This window comes from Cupriavidus sp. 01L45 (assembly GCF_056399885.1).
On record NZ_JBFTSG010000038.1, the window covers coordinates 1 to 23,067 of the forward strand.

General features: G+C 58.1%; 20 protein-coding genes and 2 pseudogenes. 13 read left to right on the forward strand and 9 right to left on the reverse strand.

Annotated elements, in window-relative coordinates; translation table 11 throughout:
- Positions 1–125: 125 nt before the first annotated feature.
- Positions 126–902 carry a glycerate kinase gene (locus AC1DT6_RS24640; RefSeq protein ID WP_441635731.1) on the forward strand — a complete coding sequence of 259 codons (777 nt, stop codon included), beginning with the start codon at positions 126–128 and terminating at the stop codon, positions 900–902.
- A 459-nt stretch (positions 903–1,361) separates the two neighbouring features.
- Here AC1DT6_RS24640 and AC1DT6_RS24645 read toward each other — a convergent pair whose 3' ends face one another.
- Both AC1DT6_RS24645 and AC1DT6_RS24650 read right to left on the reverse strand, forming a co-directional pair.
- Complete coding sequence (locus AC1DT6_RS24645; RefSeq protein WP_477114972.1) at positions 1,362–2,324, reverse strand: hydroxymethylglutaryl-CoA lyase; 963 nt, start codon at positions 2,322–2,324, stop codon at positions 1,362–1,364.
- A 67-nt stretch (positions 2,325–2,391) separates the two neighbouring features.
- On the reverse strand, positions 2,392–3,705 hold the full coding sequence (locus AC1DT6_RS24650) for a dicarboxylate/amino acid:cation symporter (protein ID WP_441635735.1): 1,314 nt from the start codon (positions 3,703–3,705) through the stop codon (positions 2,392–2,394).
- 169 nt (positions 3,706–3,874) lie between these two features.
- Here AC1DT6_RS24650 and AC1DT6_RS24655 point away from each other — a divergent pair, with 169 nt between their 5' ends.
- From AC1DT6_RS24655 to AC1DT6_RS24665, 3 genes and pseudogenes are all read left to right on the forward strand, one after another.
- Positions 3,875–4,798 carry a LysR family transcriptional regulator gene (locus AC1DT6_RS24655; protein ID WP_441635737.1) on the forward strand — a complete coding sequence of 308 codons (924 nt, stop codon included), beginning with the start codon at positions 3,875–3,877 and terminating at the stop codon, positions 4,796–4,798.
- Positions 4,799–4,903: 105 nt separating this feature from the next.
- Positions 4,904–5,524, forward strand: a pseudogene (locus AC1DT6_RS24660) (CaiB/BaiF CoA transferase family protein); the annotation flags it as partial.
- Position 5,525: 1 nt separating this feature from the next.
- Positions 5,526–5,691 (forward strand): annotated as a pseudogene (locus AC1DT6_RS24665) (diaminopropionate ammonia-lyase); the annotation flags it as partial.
- A 197-nt stretch (positions 5,692–5,888) separates the two neighbouring features.
- Here the strand turns inward: AC1DT6_RS24665 and AC1DT6_RS24670 are convergent.
- From AC1DT6_RS24670 to AC1DT6_RS24690, 5 genes are all read right to left on the reverse strand, one after another.
- Positions 5,889–7,193, reverse strand: coding sequence for an MFS transporter (locus AC1DT6_RS24670; protein WP_441635739.1), 1,305 nt, complete (start codon positions 7,191–7,193; stop codon positions 5,889–5,891).
- A 141-nt stretch (positions 7,194–7,334) separates the two neighbouring features.
- The gene (locus AC1DT6_RS24675; protein ID WP_477102902.1) at positions 7,335–8,486 is read right to left on the reverse strand and encodes a CaiB/BaiF CoA transferase family protein; all 1,152 of its coding nucleotides are present in this window, start codon (positions 8,484–8,486) and stop codon (positions 7,335–7,337) included.
- A gap of 45 nt (positions 8,487–8,531) precedes the next feature.
- Complete coding sequence (locus AC1DT6_RS24680; RefSeq protein ID WP_441635743.1) at positions 8,532–9,323, reverse strand: enoyl-CoA hydratase/isomerase family protein; 792 nt, start codon at positions 9,321–9,323, stop codon at positions 8,532–8,534.
- A gap of 64 nt (positions 9,324–9,387) precedes the next feature.
- Positions 9,388–10,368 (reverse strand): Bug family tripartite tricarboxylate transporter substrate binding protein, encoded by a 981-nt coding sequence (locus AC1DT6_RS24685; protein WP_441635745.1) that lies wholly within the window; start codon positions 10,366–10,368, stop codon positions 9,388–9,390.
- Positions 10,369–10,631: 263 nt separating this feature from the next.
- Positions 10,632–11,405 (reverse strand): GntR family transcriptional regulator, encoded by a 774-nt coding sequence (locus AC1DT6_RS24690; RefSeq protein ID WP_477114973.1) that lies wholly within the window; start codon positions 11,403–11,405, stop codon positions 10,632–10,634.
- A gap of 807 nt (positions 11,406–12,212) precedes the next feature.
- Between AC1DT6_RS24690 and AC1DT6_RS24695 the strand changes: the two genes are divergently transcribed.
- Both AC1DT6_RS24695 and AC1DT6_RS24700 read left to right on the forward strand, forming a co-directional pair.
- The gene (locus AC1DT6_RS24695) at positions 12,213–13,166 is read left to right on the forward strand and encodes a tripartite tricarboxylate transporter substrate-binding protein (protein ID WP_441635756.1); all 954 of its coding nucleotides are present in this window, start codon (positions 12,213–12,215) and stop codon (positions 13,164–13,166) included.
- 501 nt (positions 13,167–13,667) lie between these two features.
- Positions 13,668–14,630 (forward strand): Bug family tripartite tricarboxylate transporter substrate binding protein, encoded by a 963-nt coding sequence (locus tag AC1DT6_RS24700; protein ID WP_045235684.1) that lies wholly within the window; start codon positions 13,668–13,670, stop codon positions 14,628–14,630.
- Positions 14,631–14,649: 19 nt separating this feature from the next.
- On the opposite strand, the gene AC1DT6_RS24705 is transcribed toward AC1DT6_RS24700, so the two are convergent.
- Entirely contained in the window at positions 14,650–15,579 is a 930-nt protein-coding gene (locus AC1DT6_RS24705; protein WP_045235683.1) for a LysR family transcriptional regulator, read from the reverse strand.
- Between the two features lie 125 nt (positions 15,580–15,704).
- Here AC1DT6_RS24705 and AC1DT6_RS24710 point away from each other — a divergent pair, with 125 nt between their 5' ends.
- The 5 genes from AC1DT6_RS24710 (at position 15,705) to AC1DT6_RS24730 (ending at position 20,176) form a co-directional block, all read left to right on the forward strand.
- Positions 15,705–16,238: a phosphonopyruvate decarboxylase gene (locus AC1DT6_RS24710; RefSeq protein WP_441635751.1), complete on the forward strand. Its 534-nt coding sequence runs from the start codon at positions 15,705–15,707 to the stop codon at positions 16,236–16,238.
- 2 nt (positions 16,239–16,240) lie between these two features.
- Entirely contained in the window at positions 16,241–16,837 is a 597-nt protein-coding gene (locus AC1DT6_RS24715) for a thiamine pyrophosphate-dependent enzyme (protein WP_045235681.1), read from the forward strand.
- A gap of 30 nt (positions 16,838–16,867) precedes the next feature.
- Positions 16,868–18,337, forward strand: a complete 1,470-nt coding sequence (locus AC1DT6_RS24720) for an aldehyde dehydrogenase (RefSeq protein ID WP_441635753.1) — start codon at positions 16,868–16,870, stop codon at positions 18,335–18,337.
- A gap of 108 nt (positions 18,338–18,445) precedes the next feature.
- Complete coding sequence (locus tag AC1DT6_RS24725) at positions 18,446–19,441, forward strand: succinylglutamate desuccinylase/aspartoacylase family protein (RefSeq protein ID WP_441635755.1); 996 nt, start codon at positions 18,446–18,448, stop codon at positions 19,439–19,441.
- Positions 19,442–19,525: 84 nt separating this feature from the next.
- Positions 19,526–20,176 (forward strand): alpha/beta hydrolase, encoded by a 651-nt coding sequence (locus AC1DT6_RS24730; RefSeq protein WP_477102904.1) that lies wholly within the window; start codon positions 19,526–19,528, stop codon positions 20,174–20,176.
- Between the two features lie 46 nt (positions 20,177–20,222).
- On the opposite strand, the gene AC1DT6_RS24735 is transcribed toward AC1DT6_RS24730, so the two are convergent.
- The gene (locus tag AC1DT6_RS24735) at positions 20,223–21,119 is read right to left on the reverse strand and encodes a LysR family transcriptional regulator (protein WP_441634782.1); all 897 of its coding nucleotides are present in this window, start codon (positions 21,117–21,119) and stop codon (positions 20,223–20,225) included.
- 369 nt (positions 21,120–21,488) lie between these two features.
- Between AC1DT6_RS24735 and AC1DT6_RS24740 the strand changes: the two genes are divergently transcribed.
- Complete coding sequence (locus tag AC1DT6_RS24740) at positions 21,489–22,307, forward strand: ABC transporter substrate-binding protein (RefSeq protein WP_441634784.1); 819 nt, start codon at positions 21,489–21,491, stop codon at positions 22,305–22,307.
- Between the two features lie 57 nt (positions 22,308–22,364).
- On the forward strand, positions 22,365–23,057 hold the full coding sequence (locus AC1DT6_RS24745; RefSeq protein ID WP_441634786.1) for an amino acid ABC transporter permease: 693 nt from the start codon (positions 22,365–22,367) through the stop codon (positions 23,055–23,057).
- Positions 23,058–23,067 lie beyond the last annotated feature (10 nt).

Sequence of the window (23,067 nt, forward strand, 5' to 3'; positions counted from 1 at the left end):
GTTCGCTAACAGCATCCGTCCAGCGCGAACCCGCTTTCTGGTCGCTTCGTCCATCTTCCCAGCCATGCAATCGACTCCCGATCAACGCCTTGGTCAGATAACGCGTCAGACTCAAATCGGTTGTCATGATTTATACAAGTCTCAATAGCACCATTGCAATAGGGCTTGGCGGCTCTTCCACCAATGAGGCTGGGGCGGGTCTGCTCGCGGAGCTCGGGTTCTGCTTTTCCGATGCAAACGGCAATACGCTGTCGCCGTGCCTAGAGAATCTTGAGTCTATCCGTGATGTCCGCTACGAGCAGCCACCTGCTCTTGCGGGCGCTCGACTCATCGGTCTTTCAGATGTTAATGCTCCTCTTTGCGGCCCAACGGGAGCAACCTATGTGTTTGGGCCGCAAAAGGGCGTGGAAGCCCTGGCTGCGGTCGATGCGACGCTGGAGCGATTTGCACAGCGATGCACGTCGGCTGCGGGTCAGGACTTTGCAAACGAAGAGGGCAGTGGAGCTGCCGGCGGAATTGGCTATGCGCTTCGCCTATTGGGAGCTGAATTGGTATCGGGTGCGTCCTTTGTATTGAGTGCAGCCGGATTGCAGGAGGGGTTGAGTGAGTTCGACTGGGTGATTACGGGAGAAGGGCGTTCAGATGCTCAGACAATGATGGGCAAGGGGCCAGCGACTATTGCCGACTTGGCACGGCATGCTGGCGTTCCAGTTTCCCTAGTTTCCGGGGCGGTAGATAGTAGCGCTGCACTGACGGAGGCTTTTGACGGGTGTATTTCAATCCAGCAGGGCCCGGTATCGTTGAGCTATGCGATGGAGAACGCTGGGCGCCTGCTTGAGGATGCGTCGCTTCAGCTGACGCGGCTCGTTACATCCGCTCGGCGTTGGAGCAAAGGCTTGTAGGTGCCGACCACTGATTTTGTGGTTTCAGAGCCAGTTGCCCGTCATGTGCACTGGCTCTTTTTGCTTGGCATCCCCTCCTGCTTAGGGATACCGGAACGGGAGCGGGCGAGCCGCGCGTCCCGTTGGTCGTTGCGGTCACTCGTTCCGTGATGGACACGATTGCGGAGGGGAGGTTTCGTGAGCGAGCCTAAACCTTGGGCGGCCATCCTCTGCGCAAGCATTCAGGGTTGCGCGAGAAGTGTCCTGCGTTAGCAGTGGGGCGAGGTCCCCTCTCGATGGTTGGCTGCTGAGACATTCGGCCGGGGTGTCAAGTATCGAGGTGGCTCAACAGTTCAACGCTGAGCGCTTAACGTAAACTGGTACTTCTTACTCGTTGAATCGAGATGACTGCCTGCCGYCAACGAAATCTGCCAACGCACGTAGTGTGCGTTGGCCGACAGTAATTCTGAGCAGCGGCACTTAGTTAGCGCATGTCGCGAATRCTTTCTGCTCCGGTAGGCTATCGGTTGCCGGCATCGGGTGAAGGTCCGAACGTCGACCAGCCTTAAGCAACTGACTCGGAACATCGTGGCCAATGAGGGAAGGTAATCGGGCTGAGGCGGAGAGGATGGCGGCTAGGTCGACGCCGGTATCGTATCCGTCCAACTCTAGCATGTGCACGAGTTCTTCTGTGCAGACGTTTCCCGTGGCCCCAGGTGCGTAGGGGCACCCACCGAGTCCGCCCAGGGACGCATCGAATCGGTCGATGCCAGCTTCCAGAGCTGCAAGGGTATTAGCCAGGGCCAGGCCGCGAGTGTTGTGGAAGTGGAGCGTCAGTTCGAGAAACGGGCATCGGTACTTAGCAGCCTCGCACAGAGCCTTGACCTGGGATGGGTACGCCATTCCGGTGGTGTCGCACAAGGTCACCCCATGAACGCCCAAGTCCGCGAACCGTTGCATCCAGCCGAGTACGGTTTCGACAGGTACGTCCCCTTCCATCGGGCAACCCATTGCTGTCGAAAGGGATACGTTGATGGCGGTTGGGGTGCTGCGGACCACTTTGATGACGTCCGACAGCTGGGCGAAGGATTGCTCCCGGGACATACGAAGGTTTGTTCGATTGTGGCTTTCACTGACGGACATAACGAGATTGACTTCGTCGACGTTGCAGGAAAGGGCTCGTTCCGCTCCACGGACGTTCGGAACCAGAACCGTGTACACCACGCAGTCCTGACGGGTGATGAGATGCATCACGGCCTCGGCATCGCGTAGGGCAGGGATTGCCTTTGGCGAGGTGAATGAGGTCACTTCGACCTTCGCATAGCCACACGCGCTGAGAGCGTTGATGAGGCTTACTTTGTCCTCCGTCGCTACGAATTTTGCCTCGTTCTGGAATCCGTCGCGCGTCGCGACTTCCTGGATGAATATCTTCTTGGCGTCCATGATGCTTTCCTCATTGACTTGGCTCACGAGCTGGCAGTCAGATGCCCCGGCTCGGAACCATTACTACTTAACTGAAATCGGGGCCCTGCTTAAGCTCGCGTTGGAGCGTTTCCTCGTCGAGGACCTTTTCCCATTTGGCAACCACGATGGTGGCGATGCCGTTTCCAATGACGTTTACGATGGCGCCGCCTTCCGAGATGAACCGGTACACGCCGAGAACGAGTACTAGACCTGCGACCGGGAAGCCGGGAATCGTCCCGAGGGTCGCGGCGAGGACGATGAAGGCGCCACCGCTCACGCTTGCCGCGCCCTTCGATGTCAGGAGCAGAATAGCCAGCAGCGTAATCTGTTGCCCCAGGGAGAGGTAGGTGTCGGTGGCCTGCGCAATGAAGATGGCGAGGACCGTCATGTTGATGCAGCTCCCGTCGAGGTTGAACGAGTATCCAGATGGGACAACCAGGCCGACAGCCGACTTGTCGCAACCAAGCCGCTCAAGCTTTGCCATCAGTCGAGGAAGCGCCGACTCGGACGATGACGTGCCGAGGACAATCAGGAGTTCTTCGCGGATGTATCTCAGGAAGCTAAAGAGACTGAACCCGGCTAAGCGACAAACCGCGCCAAGCACAATCACAACGAACAGCACCGCGGTGAGGTAATACGTCGCAAGCAATTGACCATACGATGCCAATGACCCGATGCCGTACTTCCCAATCGTGAATGCAATGGCGCCGAACGCGCCGAGAGGCGATACGTACATGACGATACGTACCATATTGAAGAAAGTGTTCGCTGCTGAATCGATAACGTCCAGCATCGGCTTCCCTTTTTCCCCCAGCATCTGCAGCGCGAACGCGAAGATGATGGAGATGAAGAGAACCTGAAGGAGGTCCCCTTCTGCAAACGCGCCAATCACCGTGTGGGGAATGATGTGGGATATGTAGCCGACAACTGTCTGCTCGTGTGCAGCCTTCGTGTAGGCAGCAATGGACGACGCATCGAGGCTGGTCGGGTCAACGTGCATGCCGACCCCTGGCTTCATTATGTTGACAACGAGTAGACCGATGGCAAGGGCCAACGTCGTCATTACCTCAAAGTAGATGAGTGCCTTACCACCAAGGCGACCGACCGCTTTGATGTCTCGCATACTGGCGATGCCATGCACGACGGTACAGAAGATTAGCGGGGCAACCATCAACTTCACCAACTTCAGGAAGTTGTCGCCCAGAGGCTTCATTGCTTGGGCAGCATTTGGGTAGAAGTGCCCTAAGAGGATGCCGATTACTACGGCGATGAATACCTGAACGTATAGATGGCGGTACCACTCCTTGTGGGAACGCGCGACTGGCGCGGCTGCAGGGATGGCCGAGTGCACTGTGGGCATGTGTGTCTCCTACTACTTTGCCCGGCGGGTAATTCCGCTCGTGAGTGCACTATTCTTTGACGTGCGCCCACATTGGAAAATCAGTCATCTCTCAAGGACCCTTTCCCAATTGGAAAGGCGACCATATGAGGAGTAACATACCATCCCCACTAGTACGGAGCCTGGCGCAGTGCTCAAGCCAACACATTTCGACCTTCAGTCGCTCCGAATCTTCCTGCTCGTCGCTGAGAACGGCAGCGTCACACGTGCGTCTGAAAAGGCGCATATGACGATGTCTGCGGTGAGCAAGCGGATTGCCGATTTGGAGCGCACGGTCGACTGCCCATTGTTTCTCCGCCTGCCTCGCGGCCTCATGCTGACCGCTGCGGGCCACGAATTGGTGAGGCACGCAAAGAGCGTGCTGGAGACCGTGAACCGCATGGCCAGTGCCATGGGCGATTTTTCGGTTGGAGTTCGTGGTCATGTGCGGGTATGGGCCAATACCTCAGCAGTCGTGCAGTTCCTGCCGAAGGACCTCGCCGCATTCCTGAGCAAAGAGCCACTCATCAGAATCAGCCTGGAGGAGCGTCTGAGTCACGAGGTTGTGGAAGCGGTGATGAATGGTGTGGCCGACGTAGGCGTGTTTGCTGACAATGTGCACGCTCCAGGGCTGCAAAAGTATCGCTATCGGGATGACGCTCTCGTGGTGCTGGTGCCGGCAGAGCACCCTCTCGCTCACCGTACGGAAGTGCAGTTTGCACACACCCTCGAATATGATTTCGTGGGCCTGAATCAGGGCAGCTCGTTGCTGGACCGCATGAGCGAGGCGGCGGCCGCGCTCGAGCGCGTGTTGAAGCTGCGGATTCAGGTGACGAGCTTCGATGGCATCTGCCGCATGATTGAAGCAGGACTTGGCATTGGCATTCTGCCGGAGGGAGCAGTACGGCAGGAAATCCTGGTCGCGGGGTTAAGAGCTGTCCGGCTATCGGACCCGTGGGCCGCCCGCTCGTTGTGGTTGGGGGTTAGGGACCCCAATGCATTGCAACCGGAGGCAACGAAGCTCGTCGAGCACTTATGCGGCCTGAAGCCACAGGGCTCCAACTGCGGCAACTGATTACGACCCTTTCTAGCTTGGAAAGGGTGCGTGACAATACCGCAAAGCTATGAGCGCCTGGATGTCACATCATTCTGTTCATCCAAGGACAAATGTAGTGAGGCAATGGAACAGGCTCTGAAAGGAATCCGCGTCGTCGAACTCGGACAACTAATCGCAGGTCCCTTCGCGGCGAAGATGCTCGGAGAATTCGGAGCAGAAGTTATCAAGATTGAATCCCCCCAGAACGGTGACCCACTCCGCAAGTGGCGCATGCTGCATGATGACACTTCCGTCTGGTGGGCAGCACAGTCGCGTAACAAGCAGTCTGTCACCCTAGACTTGCGTTCCCCGGAAGGCCAGGATGTTGTTCGACGACTCGTTGCATCCGCCGACGTTCTAATTGAAAATTTTCGGCCAGGAACGCTGGAGGGATGGGGCTTGGGATGGGACGAGTTGAAGTCCGTCAACCCGAAGCTAATTATGCTTCGGGTTTCCGGATACGGGCAGACCGGGCCGTATCGTGACCGGCCGGGCTTTGGCGTCATAGGCGAAGCGATGGGAGGGTTGCGTCATTTGAGTGGCGAACCAGGGCGCACTCCTGTAAGAGTTGGCGTATCCATTGGCGACTCCCTGTCCGCGCTACATGGGGTGATTGGAGTGCTTTTGGCACTTTCTCATCGTGAGCGCAACGGCGGTGAAGGCCAGGTCGTTGATGTTGCTTTGTACGAATCGGTGTTCAACGTTGATTGTCGTTGAGCCAGTGCAGGCCGATTGCCTGTACCAAAGTGCTCTGCAGGGACGGGGCGACCACTGCAACGGGGTCTGTCGATTCCGTCATGGCCGGGCTTGTCTGTGATGAGACGTCGCCGCTCGCATGGCGCTTCCTTGGGAACAGCGTCGACGCCTTCATTCTTCCAGACGCCGTTGCCCATCGCATGCGAGCCCGACAAGCACCCGTGAGGGTGGCTTGGCAGACTGGACCTCACGAGCGCCAGGTGTGCCTTCATTCAAGCTGGTGCGGATGGGGCGCCCGGTTTCGCGTCACCACTGGGCACCCATCGTGGGGCTACGCGACTACTGCGTCGTTCAGCCTCCGTGACCGTGCAAATCAAGCTTCTGTTGCCTGGGCGGCGCCATTCACTGTGGAAGTGGTCGTCCTGGATTTTGCGGCAATGATTAGGACTCCACCCAAAATCCCCGCACATCCCAAAATCACGAACGAAAGTGAAAAACCAGTGGAATGTGCTTTGGCGTAGCCCACAATGAGGGGGCCCAGAAACTGGCCCAGAAAGCTCCCGCCGCCGACGACCACGCCCACGGCAGGAATCGCCTTCTGGAGAGGGAGAATCTCTGTCAAGTAGGAAGAGACAAGTGGGGTAGGCATCTTGAGCATGAAGCCCACACACAAAATGAGGGCGATTTGGATGTACAGGGCATGAGTAGGCATCTCAGCGAGGACAACCAATGTCAGACCAGAGATGACCATCGGGATGGCCGCATGCCAGCGGCGTTCCTGGTTGTGCTTGTCGGAGCGGCTGGTAATGTAGTAGACCCCGACCATCGACATAATGAACGGCGCGCCGGAGAGGACGCCGACCATCATCTCGCTGACGCCACTGAACGACTTGAAGATGGTGGGTAGCCAGAGCGTCAGGCCATAGAGGATGATTTGGCTGCATGCGAAGCCAATCGTCAGCAGCCAGACGGACGGCTCCTTGAATACGACAATCCACGACGAAGTGTTATTGTCCTTGTGGGAAGCTTGCTCTGCCGCGAGCTCCCTCTCGATGCTCAGGCGGTCTCCCTCCGCGAGCCACTTCGCGGATTGCAGGCTCTTCGGAATCGAGTAGAACCATACAAGGCAGAAAATCCATGCCGGCAGGCCCTCGATGACCATCATCATGCGCCAGTCATGATGCGCTAGCACGGCCGCGGAGATAGGGCCGGCAAGGAAGCCGCCGGCTGCAACGCTTAGGTTCCAGATGCCGAAGGCGCGTCCGCGTTCCGACTTGACGAACCATTGTGTGAGCAGCATCGAGGATGCCGCATATATGGGCCCTTCCGCCAGTCCAAGCGCGAATCGGATTGCGAGTAGTTCTTCGAAGCTTCTGGCGAATCCCGTAAGTATCGAGATGCCCCCGAACAGCACAAGACAGACGCCGATGAGCTTGCGCGAGCCGAACTTGAGGGCCAGGTAGCCGGCGAGCAGCTGCGTAGCGAGATATCCCCATGCAAACGAGCCGCCAAGCCATCCGGCTTGGATTTCATTGAGCGCCAGCTCCTTCGTAATGTGGGGCAGCGCCATCCCGATGTTGACTCGGTCAAAGAACGAAATCATGTACATCAGGAACACCGCCGGCATGACGATGAGCCATCGTAGCCGTGCTGAGTTCTCGGACGTGGGGTTTAGCATGAAAGCCTCCGTGCCGTCTTCGGCGGACGCCGGCGGCGGTATTTCTGGTGCTGGCGCAGCCATGTGTGTTGCACGTTGGCCAGGAGATACGATGCACCTGAGCCTATTGCCCAGGTGCGTGATGCCCATGGTTCCTGCCAGTCAGGCGGCTTGTTTGGTCGGAGCCAGTGCCATGGACTGGTCTGCGCCGAGTGGATTGCACGGGCTTTGACTCAAACGCTCACCATCGAACTTCAGCGGGTTTGCCAGCAACTTCAGGTCGTCCTTCTGCGGATGCGGGACCTGGCTAACCATGCCAACTTCCTCGACGAACGGATTGTCCAGTGCCTGCTTCAAGTTCAAGACCGGGGCAATCGGCAGGACGCCGCGCAGGACATTGAGCCAATGCTCGACGGGTTGCTTCTTGAACTCGTTGTCGAGCGCCACGGTCAATGCGTCCCGGTTCGTAAGCCGGAGGGCCTGTGACTGGAAGCGCTCGTCTGCGCGCAGGGTGGGGCTGCCGAGCACTTCAAGCAGCGAGTCCCAGAACCGGTCGGTCATGCACATGACGTAAATCCAGCCATCTGCCGCCTGGAAGGTTTGAACCGGCGTGACCGAGAGGTGAGCCCCGCGGGGTACGCGGCCAGACACAAAGCCTTCGTTGAGGTACCACGTACCAGCGTAGCCCAACTGGTGCAAGGCGACATCAAACAGACTGACATCCACATCACCGCCGATTCCCGTCCTGTCAGCACTGCGCAGCTTGCCCAGCAGCCCCACCATGCCGGTGATGCCCGTCATGTAGTCGATGACCGATGCACCGAAGCGCGTCGGGGCGCCAGATGGGTCGCCGGTCAGGTCCATCAGGCCAGATTCGGCCTGCATCAGGAAGTCGTAGCCCGGCCAGGCTTCCCGCGAGTTGTTGCGACCATATGCCGAGATATGCAGGCAGACAAGCTTGGGATTCAGATGCTTGAGGCTCTTGTAGTAGATGGAGAGCTTTTCAGGCTGGTCGCCCCGCAGATTGTTGACCACCGCATCGGCACCCGCTACGAGCTTCTCGAAGACTTTGCGGTCATCTTCGGCCTTCATGTCGAGGACGACGCTGCGCTTGTTGGTGTTCCAGCCCTGGAAGAACAGGCTGTCCGCCTCGCCAAGATGGTATGGGCCAATGTGGCGCGAGGGGTCTCCGCCAATCGCCTTGTTCTCAATCTTGATGACCTCGGCACCCATATCGGCCAGGAACATCGAACCATAAGGGCCGGCAGCGAACTGCTCGAGCGAGAGAATGCGAAGACCTTCCAGCGGTTTCATTTGTACTTCCTCCAACTAATACGGGATGACACAGCAAGCGTTGATTCAAATGCCTTCGTAGTTTGGTGCTCCCTTCGCAAAGAAGGCACGCACACCCTCTGCACACTCGGGCGAACTGAACGCCTTATCGCTGGCGGCAAAGGAGACGTCCATGGCTTCGCGCATGGGGAGGTCGAAGGACAGATTGATGATGGATTTGCAGAGCGCCAGCGCCTGGCGTGGGCGACGGACCAGGGTGGCGCAAAGCTCCTGTGCCATTGTGTGAGCTTGGCCGGAAGGAGCAACACGGTTAATAAGACCCCAAGACAGTGCTGTTGTGGCATCCAGAGGCTCGCCCAGGAACATCATTTCCTTCGCGCGTGCCGAGCCGATGCGACGCGTCGCGCGAACGGTGCCACCGCTGCTCGGGAAGACGCCGAGCTTGATTTCCGGCAGTGCCACGCGGCTGGTCTTGGATGCCACAATCAGGTCGCAGCACAAGGCGAGTTCCAGACCGCCACCAAAGGCAAGTCCTTCGATTGCGGACACGGTCGGCTTTGGAAAGTTCTCAAGCTGGAAGAAAATCTCGTTCTGGCGCTTAAGCTTCTTCGGTACCACTTGGCCGGGGGACATGAGCTCGAGTTCGACGAACTCTCCGATGTCCGAGCCGGCGCAGAAGGCTTTGGTACCTGCGCCTCGCAGAATGACAGCGCGGACATCGTCATTCGCAGCCAGTGCGTCCAGGGTCTCACCCAGTTGGCGGGAGAGGGTCAGCGTCACAACGTTGACCGGGGGATTGTCCAGAGTGATGGTGGCAACGCCGTTCTCGATGGCGCAAAAGACTTGCTGTGTTGTCATGCTGTTTTGGCTTACTGATACGAAGTGAAAGGGAGACCCTCAGCAGTACCGAAGGAGAGGCCGCTCAGTTGACGACCAACTTGGTCTGCGCGACCAGGTTCTTGAAGTCGGCAATTTCCTTGGTGATGAGCGCCTTGAACTCCGCCTGGCTGCTCGGGTGCGGTTCGATGCCTTGTGCAAGCAGTTGCTTGCTGATGGTCGGGTCGCTAACGGCCTTGACGATGGCGGCGTTCAGCTTGTTGATGATGGGCTGCGGTGTGCCCGCGGGCGCTAGGACGCCGAACCACGTGCCGACGTCGATGCCTTTCACGCCGGCCTCGGCCAGCGTGGGTACGTCGGGCAGGGCGCTGGAGCGAGTGGCGGTGGTCACGGCGAGGGCGCGGGTCTTGCCGGACTTGATATGGGGCAGCGCCGAGGTCACCGTATCGAACATGATGAGCACCTGGCCGCCTAGCAGGTCGGACACAGCCGGCGCACTGCCGCGATACGGAATGTGCGTGATGGGAGCACCGGTGCGCAGCTTGAACATTTCGCCAATCAGGTGGTGCGCGCTGCCGGGGCCGGCCGAGCCATAGTTGTACTTGTCCGGATTTGACTTCGCGTCCGCAACGAGTTCTTGGATGGTCTTCGCCTTGACGTTGCTGTTGACGACCACGACGTTCGGCACGATGGCAGTCATGGCAATGGGCACCAGGTCGGTATCGAATTTGTAGGAAAGTTTCAGCACCGACTGAGCAATGGTGTGGTGAGCGCTGCCGGCCAGCAACGTGTAACCGTCAGGCGGTGACTTCGCCGCGGCATCGGCACCAAGCGTCGCGGAGGCACCGGACTTGTTCTCGATGACGACGGGTTGCCCCAGCTCCTTGATGAGCGTGGGCGAAATCAGACGCATCAGCGTGTCGGTCGTGCCGCCCGCAGGGAACGGCACAATCATCTTGATGGGGCGGGTGGGGTAGTTTGCTGCCGGGTCTGCTGCGAATGCAGGCGTAGTCGCGGTAACCGTACAGGCGAGCGCTCCCAGCGCCAGGCGGAACATGGCGTTCATGCTTTGTCTCCTTGATTTTTCGAGTGGTAGTTGRGTGCCGTCAGGCCGGCCCTAATTCAAAGAAGCCTGACGGGAAACGCGAAGCGCTATGAAGGACTCGACTGAAGCGATGTGCGGTACAGGTTCTCGCGAGTCATCTCTTCGCCGAGCTGTCCATGCGCGCAGGCTGTCCGGGCAACTAGGCATGAGGCATTCAGGCCGGGCGGCGACAGCCGTAGTGAGAGAAGATGGGTTGTGCGGCGCATGGTCGAGGGCGGATGCAGTCAGATTTCGGTTGGCGTGGCCCGATAACGAACGGTCTGTGTGTACCGGTCGTGCGGGTAGTAGCTAATCGATGCCTGAATCATTCCCTGGTTGGCATCGTAGAAGAAACGCACCATCTGCAGCGCAGCGCTTCCAGGTTGGGCTTGCAGGATGTCGGCGAGTTCTGCGTCGAGCAGCGTCGCAGTGGTGTGCTGCTGAATTTCGGCCACACGCACGCCAAACATCTTTTCGATGCTCTTGTAAATCGGCGCGTTCGAGACGGCGTGCCGCTTCTGTGCTTCGGCATACCGCGGCGATACGTAGATACGGACATAGCTCATCGGCAAGTCCGCGCCGGGGCACTTGCGAACGAAAGAGACTTCCGAGAGGAGGAGTCCTTTTGCGGCATTGAGCGTATTTGCCAACGCGTCGTCGACCACCACCTCGCGATGGCTTACCAGGTGCATCTCGGTGTTCTCAACGAACTGGAGCAAGTCGCTGACCGAGTTCACGGCGCTGAACACGTCGTCTCGATGCACCGGCTCGCGCACGATGGTGCCTATGCCGGGATGCGAAGAGATGAGTCCCTGTTCGCGCACGGCCCGCAGTGCTTGGCGCACCGTCTGGCGGCTGACGCCATACCGCTGCGCCAGCTCGTTCTCAGACGGCAGGATGGAGGCTGGTTGGTATTTGCCTTCCTGGATATCCGTGGTGAGGAGATTGGCCAGGGTCGAGTACAGCGGCTGCCTCCCGCCGGTACTTAAAAGAAGATTCTTGCCGTGTTCCGAGGCCATTGCGTTGTTCCCCATGCCCGCTACGGGCGGATGCGACCCCGTACCGGAGTCATTGAGTTCACTAACGCGAATTATCTCCGAAGCCTGTACGGTTGTCCGGCCAATACGGCCCGCTCCGCCCCGGGAACTGGGAGAACCGACATGCGGATGTGGCGAGCGGGCTGTTTTCATTTGGCTGTTCGAATGTACGTACTGTACGGCTGTACGTACATTATGCTTCCGTGACCGGGTTTGGTATGAGGGTTTCTACTAGGTCAAGCGCGGTGCCTGTCTCGGGGCCCAGAATGTACAGAGAGAGGCAATGCGGCGCGAAGGCCCGAAGGCCGCCTAATAGGGACGCAGGCAAACAAACTGTCGGCCGCCGGCACGCATGCCGAAATATGCGAGGGGCAGCAAGCCTTGCTCGGGAAAGCGCCCTGGCGCGTAACCGGTTGTCGAATCCACACCGACACAGTGAGTCCCTAAGGGGCTGAGCGCGGGTCGGCGGGCAAGTCTCTTCGCGCGCCGAGCGCGTTGTACCGCTCGCGCGTCGTCTCCGCGCGGCATTCAGGCCCAAGCTGAACTGTGGGACGGCATCGGTGCCGCATCTAGTAGGTGAATTTTGGTCAAGTAGCCCCTGGCCGGCGTTCGCCCGAGCCGTATGGCCCATTCAGAAAATCCGGATTCTCCCCGTGCCTGTTCTCCGGCAACCTTGCGCCACTACCGAGGAAATAGGCAGGCCTGCAGCCTGCCAAGACGGTATTGGAGACAGACATGATTTGCAGAACCGGAGTAATGAGCCTTTGCCTTGGCGCCAAGTGGCTGGTCATGGGGGCAGTGGGGCTCGGGATTTCCTCGGGAGTGATGGCCGAGAATGCGTTTCCGTCGAAACCTATCACCCTCGTCGTGCCGTTCTCGGCCGGCGGTCCGACGGATGTGGTTTCCAGGGCACTTGGTCAGGCCATGTCCAAGGACCTAGGGCAAAGCGTCATCGTGGAGAACCGCCTGGGCGCAGGAGGAACGGTGGCGGCTGCATATGTCGCTCGAGCACAGCCGGATGGCTACACCATCCTCATTCACCACAATGGGATGGCGACCGCGCCGGCGTTGTATAAGAAACTCTCGTACGACCCGCTAAAGGACTTTGCGTACATTGGGCAAGTTGCCGATGTGCCAATGACGCTTCTCGGGCGTAAGGACCTTCCGCCCACAACGGCTGCTGACTTAGTCAAGTACGTGGCCCAGAACAAGGACAAAGTTTCTCTAGCCAACGCCGGTCTGGGCGCAGTGTCGCAACTGTGTGGGCTCCTGTTTGAGGAAGCCGTGCATACGAAGATGAACTCGATTCCTTATCAGGGTACAGGGCCAGCACTTACTGCATTGCTGGGCGGTCAGGTTGACCTGCTGTGTGACCAGACGACCTCGACGCTGTCGCACATCAACGCGAACCGACTCAAAGTTTATGGGGTCACCACGCCGAAGCGAATCAAGGCGCTTCCCAATACGCCGACTCTGCAAGAGGGTGGTCTCAAGGGTTTCGAGATGAAGGTGTGGCATGGGCTATACGCTCCCAAGGGTACCCCGCCGGCGGTGACAGCACGTCTCACCAAAGCTCTGCAGAAGGCGCTGCAGGACCCGATGGTATCCAAACGACTCGATGAGCTTGGTGCCGAGATTGTTCCGGTAGACAAGCAAACTCCGGAGGGGCTGAAGACTTGGCTTAAGGCGGAAAGCGACAAATGGCAACCGTTGTTGAAGACGATGAAGGTAGAGGCGGACTAGGACGCTCGCCTGCGTGGATGGCCGAGTACCACGGCCATGCGCGTCGGAGATAGTGAAACCCGTGACGACAGAAACGCCGGCATTGCGAATGCAAGCCGGCGTTTTCGCATTTTTGCCACGCGCTAAGCGCTCATTCAGAACATCCTGGGACGACCAGGCTTGTGTCGGCCCAGCGTGTCGCCGCCTGCGCCAAAAGATGCGCGGGTTGTTCCAGTTGCTTATCTCCGAGCGCTTTCGACGTGGTGCGTTGCTACATCCATGGGGGCGGCTGCGGCATGGCCACTTGCGGACCCGATTCTAGTCTCGCCTGTCCTGTGGGTAGCGCTGGGGACTCTCGGGACGTTCACGCAGACGGCAGATTGATTTCCGGGCGCAGTCAAAACATCCGTTGATGGCAGCAGCATTATTTTCTATTTCACCATGCGCCTCCGTACTAGATACCATCGATGCAACGGGTATCGATGCACACACCACCCGGCTAAATAATTACCTGGAAGAGACATGAAACGCTTGTTGGTTCAAGTGGGGATTGGTGCGCTCGTAACCTTTGGCGCTCAAGCCCAGCCGGCATACCCGGACCATCCGATTCGCATGGTTGTAGGTTTTGCCGCCGGTGGAAGCACGGACCTAGTGGCCCGTATTGTGGGTAACAAGCTAGGTGCCATACTGGGCCAATCTGTCGTCGTGGAGAACAAGGCGGGGGCAGGAGGCACTATCGCCACTGACGCCGTGGCCAAAAGCAAGGCCGACGGTTACACGCTACTTTTTGGCACCAGTTCCCATGCCATCAACGCTTCCTTGTACAAGACTCTGCCGTATGAGCCCAACGCGGTAGTGCCAGTTGCGGTGGTGGCAGCCGTGCCAATGGTTCTCGCCGTGAATCCGTCCGTCAAGGCAAACACGGCCAGGGAACTGGTCGACGACATCAAAAAGAATCCTGGGAAGTACAGCTACGGTTCTGCAGGAAAGGGTAGTGCGTTGCACATGGCAGTGGAGCTGCTCAAGTACCAGGAGCATCTAGACATTGTCCACGCGCCATTTCGAGGCGCAAGCCAGGCCGTTCAGTCTGTGATTTCCGGCGACCTCCAGTTCATCACTGATGCGGTTACTACCGCAGGACCGATGATTAAGGCCGGCCGTCTGAAGCCTCTTGCTGTGACGACGGGCACACGCTCCAGTGTGCTGCCGAATGTGCCGACAATGAAGGAGGCTGGTTTTCCTAACTACGAGACATCCATCTGGAACATGGTGATGGTGCCTCGAGGCACGCCGGCCCCTGTCGTCCAGAAGTTGAGCGCTGCCTTGTTACAGACAGTCAAAGACCCGGAAGTCCGCGAACGGCTAGCCAAGATTGGAGTTGAGCCCATCTTGGATTCCACACCCGACAAAGCCGCCAAGTTCGTTCAAGCCGAGACGCAACGATGGGCAGACGTTATCAAGGCAGGAAACATCCAGCCGGACTAACCGTCGTCAATGCATGCCGCTACGGGCCTACCCACTCGGCGCCTGGCCAAGCTCCATCGAGCACTAGCCGTTTGGCCAGAGTCACCAGTTCCGCCGAAACAAAGCTCGCGGCTGGGGACATTCGACGCGTAGCCGCATGTGCCAGCACGATTCGCCGGGAGAGGTTGGGGGAGGTAATTGGTGCAGCCGCCAATATGCCTTTTTCCAGTTCTTCGGATACCGCCGAGCTGGGTAGAACTGTGTACCCAAAGCCCTTTGCAACCAGAGATTTTTGGACAGCCAGGGAATTGGTCTCGACCGCGATAGTGGGTTTGATTCCTGCGACAGCGCACGCATGCTCGACCACTGTGCGAAGACCGTGCGGCGCGTTTGGTAGCACAAGCGGAAGGTCTCGAAGGCTCTCGATGGTGTGCGCATCGCCTTGCGGCACGGTGCCAGGAAGGCCGACTAGATAGAGCTGTTCGTCGAGCAGCGCCTCTACTTGCAGGCCAGGGGAAGCTTTGATGTCGTACAAGAGCGCTATCTCAACGTCGCCTGCCTCAAGCCACTGAAGGAGGTTGCCTGCGTAGCCCACATTGAGCCGAACAACGAGTTGCGGATGCTTGCCTTTCACAGTTGCGACAAGTTCTGCTGCCAGTAACTCGCACGTACTCGGCAGCAAACCGATGACGGCTGTGCCTGAAATCGCCCCTTTCACCGGCTGAATCTCAGCCTTGGCTCGGTCCAGTTCGCGCAACGCGCGTCGGCCGTACTCAACCAATGTTCTACCAGCCTCCGTGAGGACCATTCCATGCCGCTCGCGCTCAAAAAGCTCTACACCGAATTCCTCCTCAAGCAGCCTTACATGCCGGGAAACAGCCGGTTGAACAATGCTAAGGAGTTCGGCGGCCTTGGTGGCGCTCCCGGTTTCCGCGATGGCCAGCAGCGCACGCAGTTGCTTGATATCCATATGTCCCCTAGTGCACTTTGCTGTCATCCAAATTACTGATTGGAGGAATCACTTTATTGTATTTCATAAAGCCTATCAGTCAATTCTATGATAGCAGATGTCATTCCCCACCGAGACAATCTCCCATGACCAATCCAAATTCTGAGCCCCTTGCCTGGCAAGAAGATATCTTTCAAGTCCTCAAGCAAAACGGGGTTCGCCAAGTTGCTTACGTGCCGGACGCCGGCCATTCCCATGTCATCAAACGGGCCAAAGAGGACCCCGAAATCCGCGACGTTGTTCTCACCACCGAAGAAGAAGGTGTCGGTGTTGTCAGCGGCGCGTGGCTGGGTGGCGAGCGTGCGGTCCTGCTAATGCAGAGCAGTGGTGTTGGCAACTGCGTGAATATGTTCTCGCTGCTGGATAGCTGCCGCTTCCCGTTCTTCACCATCGTCACCATGCGCGGCGAGTACGCCGAGTTCAATCCGTGGCAGGCGCCAATGGGCTTGGCCACCGCCAAGGCGCTTGAGCTGATGGGCATTACGGTGTATCGCGTGGACTCGCCGGAAGATGCCGCAGAACTCATCGACGCGGGACTGGTCTCCGCATTCGACGCAGGACAACGCGTCGCCATTCTTCTCTCTCAAAGCCTCATCGGCCGCAAAAAGTGGGTGCGCTGAACATGACTACCTCGACCTCCAAGTCGGCGATTAACCGCCGCGAATTCGTTGCCGCCCTGCTGAAGCAGTTTCCTGATGCGCTCGTCGTGACGGGTCTTGGCTCCCCTTCGTACGACGTTTTTGCGGCCGGGGACCGTCCTTCCAATTTTTATCTTTGGGGCGCTATGGGCGGGTCTACCTCGGTTGCGCTCGGGCTGGCCCTGGCACAACCCGAAAAGCAGGTCATTGCCATTACAGGCGATGGCGAGCAGTTGATGGGTATCGGCAGTCTTGCCACTGCCGCAGCTCAAAACCCAAGGAACCTGGCAGTTGTGATTCTTGACAACGGTCACTTCGGTGAGACCGGCATGCAGCAAAGCCATACTAGCCTGGGCACCAACCTCGCAAAGGTGGCAGCCGGATGCGGTGTTCGCTCGACGCTCGAAGTCTCCGAGATTGCGGAACTGGATAAGCTGACGCAGGCAATCAAGAATGCGGATGGCATGACCGTGGCTCAGGTGTACATTGCCGCGGAAGAGCATCAGCGCGCTCTGCCCCCGCGCGACGGCGTATTCGTCAAGAACCGCTTCCGTCAGCACCTGGGATTTGCGCCGCTCTAGTCTTCTAACCCATCCGGACAGCATTGCGCCATGAAGCAGTATCAAATGTTCATCGACGGGACCTTCGTGAATGCGAGCGATGGTCGTTGGTTCGAAACCCAGAATCCCTTCACCGGGAAAGCCTGGGCCCAAGTCGCTCGCGGCACGGAGGCGGACGTCGACCGCGCGGTCAACGCAGCCGATAATGCGTTCCGCGCTGGCCCGTGGGCAGAAATGACAGCCACCCAGCGTGGCGCTTTGCTGCGGAAGCTAGGAGACCTTATCGCCAGGGATGCCGAACAGCTGGCTGAGTTTGAAGTGCGGGACAACGGCAAGTTGCTCGCTGAGATGAGCGCGCAGGTGAAGTATCTGCCGCAGTGGTTCTACTATTTCGGCGGCCTTGCCGACAAAATCGAGGGAACGGTAGTTCCGCTAGACAAGAAGGGATACTTCAACTACACGCGGAATGAACCCGTGGGTGTCGTAGCCGCCATTACACCGTGGAACTCCCCGCTAATGCTGTTGGCGTGGAAAATCGCGCCGGCGCTGGCTTCGGGGTGCACGGTAGTCGTAAAGCCGTCCGAATTCACTTCGGTCTCCGCTTTGGAACTGGCTCTGCTCTTCCAGGAAGCGGGCTTCCCAGCGGGCGTGTTTAATGTGGTGACGGGTTTCGGAGCCGAGGTTGGGTCACCGCTCGTCATGCATCCACTTGTTAAGAAGGTAACGTTCACGGGCTCCGATGCAACCGGGCGCGCCATCAACCAGCAATGTGCAGCACAGTTCAAGCACGTGAGCCTGGAACTGGGCGGGAAATCGCCCAACATCGTGTTCAATGATGCAAACATGGACGATGCAGTCAACGGCGCTGTCTCGGGCATCTTCGCGGCCAGCGGGCAAACCTGCATTGCTGGCTCTCGTCTGCTGTTGCAGGAGGATATCCATGATGCGTTCATCGACAAGCTACTAACGTTGGCGAAGACAGCGAAGCTTGGCAATCCAATGAACGCGTCGACGCAGGTGGGCCCCATCACAACGCCGGCACAGTATGAAAAGGTCCTCTCCTACATCAAGATTGCGAAGGAAGAGGGGGCAAACCTTTTGCTGGGTGGCCAGCCGGCATCATGCGGAGATGGGTGGTTCGTCGAGCCCACTATCTTTTCCAATGTGACGCCACAGATGCGCATTGCCCGAGAGGAAGTGTTTGGTCCGGTACTTTCGGTTCTGAAATTCAAGGACGAAAAAGATGCTATCGAGATTGCCAACGATAGCTGCTATGGGCTTGGGGCAGGGGTTTGGACATCTGATATCGGTCGCGCGTTTCGGATGTCGGAAAGGATTCAGGCCGGCACCGTGTGGGTGAATACCTATCGAGCCGTCAGCTTCATGTCGCCCTTTGGCGGCTATAAGGATTCGGGTCTGGGTCGGGAAAACGGGATTGATGCCATCCGCGCGTACCTCCAGACAAAGAGCGTGTGGATTAACACAGGCGCCGGTTCAGGGAATCCGTTCACTATTCGGTGAGTCGTGGCCTGCGCGGATGYTTGCGCCGCGCAGCGCCCCCATTTCCGGCGGTTGACAATCTGCCATCGGCTGCACCAGGGCGACTAGGTGCGGCGCTTACCAAAAAACATGATGACAAAGAGCAGAATTTCACTGGATTTCGATTTGGCTAAGCCGGGCAAGCACGCCGGCTATGCAAGACTTCCATACTCAGTGAATCGCTCGGCGTACGGATGGCTTCCCATCCCGGTAGTGAGCATCAAGAACGGCGTAGGTAAGACCGTGTTGCTGTTGTCCGGAACCCATGGCGACGAATACGAAGGGCAGGTGGCACTGACGCGCTTGGCGCGACAATTGCAGGCCAACGATATTCAAGGGCATCTCATCATCTTGCCGATGGCGAATTACCCGGCAGCCAAAGACGGTAATCGTGTGTCTCCGATAGATGAGGGAAACCTGAACCGCCTCTATCCCGGAAATCCGAGCGGCGCACCCTCCGAGATGATTGCCCATTTCATCGAGACCGAACTGATGAGCCGCGCGGACTTCGTATTCGACCTCCATAGCGGCGGGACATCGCTCAACTATTTGCCTGCGACGACATCCGTCGCTTCAACGGGCTCTTCGTCTGAAGCGGAGCGTCGAGCTCTGATGTCGACGTTCGGAGCGCCCTACGGACTATTGTTCTCGAGTGCACCAGGGAGCGGCAGTTCTTCCGAAGCCGCGGCGCGCACCGGCATACCGCGTCTGGGCACTGAACTAGGCGGCCGCGGATGGGTTCATCCTGGCTACCGTGAGATGTGCGAGTCGGGCGTACTGCGTGTATTGGCTTGGCTTGGCGTGACTAAATCAGAGGGGCTTCCTCCGCCGCCCGAGGTTAGGTTTCTTTCTGTTGACAAGGATTGCTTCGTCTACGCGCCAGAAAATGGCCTGTTTGAAGCTCGTGTCATGCTTGGCGATGAGGTGAGGGTGGGTGACCTCGCCGGCTACGTCTATTTCCCTGAAAGCCCGCTCCGCGTTCCTGAAGCGGTGCATTTCTTGGCAAGCGGTGTCGTGGTTTGCGAACGAGCCGTGGCAATGTGCGAGCGCGGAGACTGTCTCCTCCACTTGGGGAAGGCAATCTAGTCCGGTAAAGAGCGTAAGCCGGCAACGCGGGATTCGGCTTCTAGACAGGGTCTGAGCAGAAATGGACGTAAAGAAAGTGGTACGATGACTTCTTCAGCAATCGAGAGGTTTGTGATACGCGGAATCGTCGGTGACATTGAGCTGTTGGTTAATGTGCCGGAGGGACCCATTCGCGGCATCGCGGTCATCGCCCACCCTCATCCGCTGCAGGGCGGAACCGCAGAACATAAGGTTCCAAATTTGTTTGCGAAGATACTAGCGTCCCGTCAATACGTCGCCGTTCGCCCCAATTTCCGGGGCGTAGGGGGCTCGGAAGGCACGCATGACTTCGGAAACGGAGAGACTCTCGATGTGCTATTGGTCATCGAGCACTTGCGACGAATCTATCCGGCCTTGCCCCTTGTTTTGGCGGGATTCTCCTTCGGCGCATACGTGATTGCACGGACCACGGGGGTGCTACACGAACAGGGGGTCAATTGCACTCACATCGTGCTCGCCGGCACACCATGGGGAACTATCGAAGGGCAGCGCACCTACGAGACGCCTCCCGTACCATCCACGACCATGGCAATTCACGGTGAGAGGGACCAGCGCGTAGAGCTCAAAGCTGTGTTCGACTGGGCGCGTCCGCAAGGCTTGCCTATCGTCGTTGTTCCTAACGCCAGCCACTTTTTTACCGGAAAATTGGCCGTCCTGGAGCGCTTGGTGGGCGCATATCTGGACCGCTCGCCATAACCGGTTGACAGTCGCGCGAGCTAAGGTGATGGCTGGCCGGCATTCATCACGCCGTCTGGAAAATTGTAGAAAAATCGCAGCACTCCTGAGCGAGCATGACGATGGCTGCAATCAGCGTGCTTCGTTGGTCCGACTTGTACATCGCCACGTAGGTGGCATCCGGTAGCGGCGGATTAACTTCAAGGACATCGAGAAGTCCAGCGCTTTGCATCTGACGAAGGCAGTCTTTCGGGAAGTAGCTCACTCCGAACCCGGATATGGTAAGGGCTATCAATGCCACGATGCTATTGCTGACGATAACGTTGACGGGGCGAAATCCTATCGACTTGAACCAGCTGTCGTAAATAATCCCCGTGCCAGACTTGTCCACGAGTACGCGCCTCGCCGCGAGTTCGTGTATCTGGATTGGCCGCTGAGCGTCAAGCAATCCGGGCTTGCACATCCACGCGTTCTCAACTTTGCCTACTACCTTTGATGCAAAGCGCGCATCTGTATAAGCATCGGGCACTACCATCAAATCAAGCTCGTCCGCCAGGAGCTTGTCCCGTAGCTTAGTGCTCATATCCACTTCGGGCTCGATGACGACTCGTGGATAGTGTTCGTGAATCTGATTGACCAGTCGGGGTAGCCAGGTCATGGCCGATAGCTCGGTAACGCCAATGCGAACCCGACGCTGCATCGCGTCCGGTTGGGTGAATTGCTCCATCGCTGCATCCCGTTCCGCCAGAAGCTTCTTTGCCAACAAGAACATCTCTTCCCCTTTTTCCGTCAGCCGGGCGGTTCTTGTTCCGCGGTCGAACAATTGCGTGTTGAAGAGTTGTTCGAGCTCCTGCACCCTTTTGGAGACTGCGGACTGGGTTGTGTGCAACCTCAGGGCGGCTTGCGCGAATCCGCCCGCTTGCACGACCCAGAATATTGCCTCAAGTTGTTTAAACGTAACCACAGTGCACCTTGCTAGGGATAACCACTAAAACACATTGCTTCTATTCATCGAATCGCATCGATAAAACTCGTTTGTTGTAATTGTATTCTGGTATCAAAATGCATCCAACAATTTCTCCTCCCGAGAGGCAAAAAGAGAGAATCTCGCCCCCTCTAGCTGAGGAGGGGTAGGGAGGCCGGAGACCTTCGAAAATGCAACGGTCCGTCATACACGGGCCGGATGCCCGTGGAAAGCAGGTAACAAGACGGGCGACTCTTGCTCCATCTATTTCGAGCCAGGGACGTTCGCGTGCCCCACGCGTGCGTCGCAGTTCCGAGCCTCAGCCCTTGCTGAGGCTTCCAATCCCCAAGACCTGAAAGGATGAATTCCATGCGTAAGTTGTCGGCAATCGCTATTGCAGCCGTGAGCCTCTCGCTGACTACAGTCAGTGCCTTCGCGGACCAGCTGGCGGACATCAAGCAGCGAGGTGCACTGGTTTGCGGCGTGTTGGGCACTATCGAGCCATTTAGCTTCACCAATGCCCAGACCAGGGAAGTACAAGGGTACGACGTGGATTTCTGCAGCGCGATTGCCAAGAGCCTGGGTGTGAAGCTCGAACTCAAGCTGATTGCGACCGCGGCGCGGATTCCCGAGCTACAGCAGGGGCGAGTGGACATCCTTGCAGCCGCACTTGGCTGGACGCCGGAACGGGCCGAACAAATTGGTTACAGCGACCAGTACTTTGTCAGTCTGACCAAAGTGGCGGTGAAACGCTCGGAAGGACTGAAAACTACGGCTGACCTCGCGGGAAAGCGCGTGAGCGCGAATAAGGGGTCGACGTCGGAGATGGCCGTCAAGAAGACAGTCCCGACGGCAACAACCGTAACCTATCAGGACGCGCCCGCTGCCTTCTTGGCACTGCAGCAGGGCCGAGTGGACGGTTTGGCACTTGGCGAGATGATGTTGGTCAAATTGAAGATGCAGGCAGAGGCGACGACGCCCATCGAAATCCTCGAACCGCCGGTCATGCACGAATACTGGGGGCTTGGGATGCGCAAAGGGGAAGCCGGCTTCGCGAGTCACGTGAACGGAGTGCTGCAGTCGATGGAAAAATCGGGAGAGGCGACACGCATCTTCGACAAGTGGCTGGGCAGTGGCACGCAGTACAAGATGCGCCGCGACTTCAAAGTTGAGCCAATCAAAGGCTAACGACTTGTGGGCCGGCGTACGCCGGCCCTTCCCGAACACCCACTTGGCGCATTACCTATGAAGTTGGATTTCTCAATACTTTTGCAGGCCGAGTATCCACGCCTGATAGCAAGCGGAGTCGTGACGTGGCTAGAGCTAGCCACGCTATCCTGGTTGCTTGCGATTGTGCTCGGAACCGTCCTAGCGGTTGTCCGGTTGAGCAACAATCGCTGGGGGCAAGCGGCGGTGGCTGCCTATGTTGAGTATCACCAAAGCGTGCCCATCCTGGTGCAGGTGTTCCTCTGGTACTTTGGGCTTCCGACATTGCTTCCGGAGTCGGTCCAGATGTGGTTCAACACGAACAACAGTGAATTCGTCTTCGCCTTCATAGCCATCGGTCTCTGCATGGCAGCATATATGTCGGAGGACCTTCGGGGTGGAATTCGCTCGATATCCAAGGCACAGCTAGAGGCATCCCGCGCCCTGGGTATGACCTATCTCCAGGCTTGCCGGAAGGTCATACTGCCGCAGGCGGCACGAATCGCTTTGCCCCCGATGATTAGCCACACCGTCCTGCTCGTCAAGAACACCAGCCTTGCCATGACGATTGGGGTGGTAGAACTGACTTATGTGACGAGAGAGATTGAGAGCGCAACTTTTCGCACGGTCGAGGTCTATCTGTTCACGACCATCGCATACCTCGGTGTCTCTCTGCTAATCATGGCTGGCGGCTCTGCCCTTGAGCGCCACTATCGACTGAAGACGAGGTAAGCCGTGGACT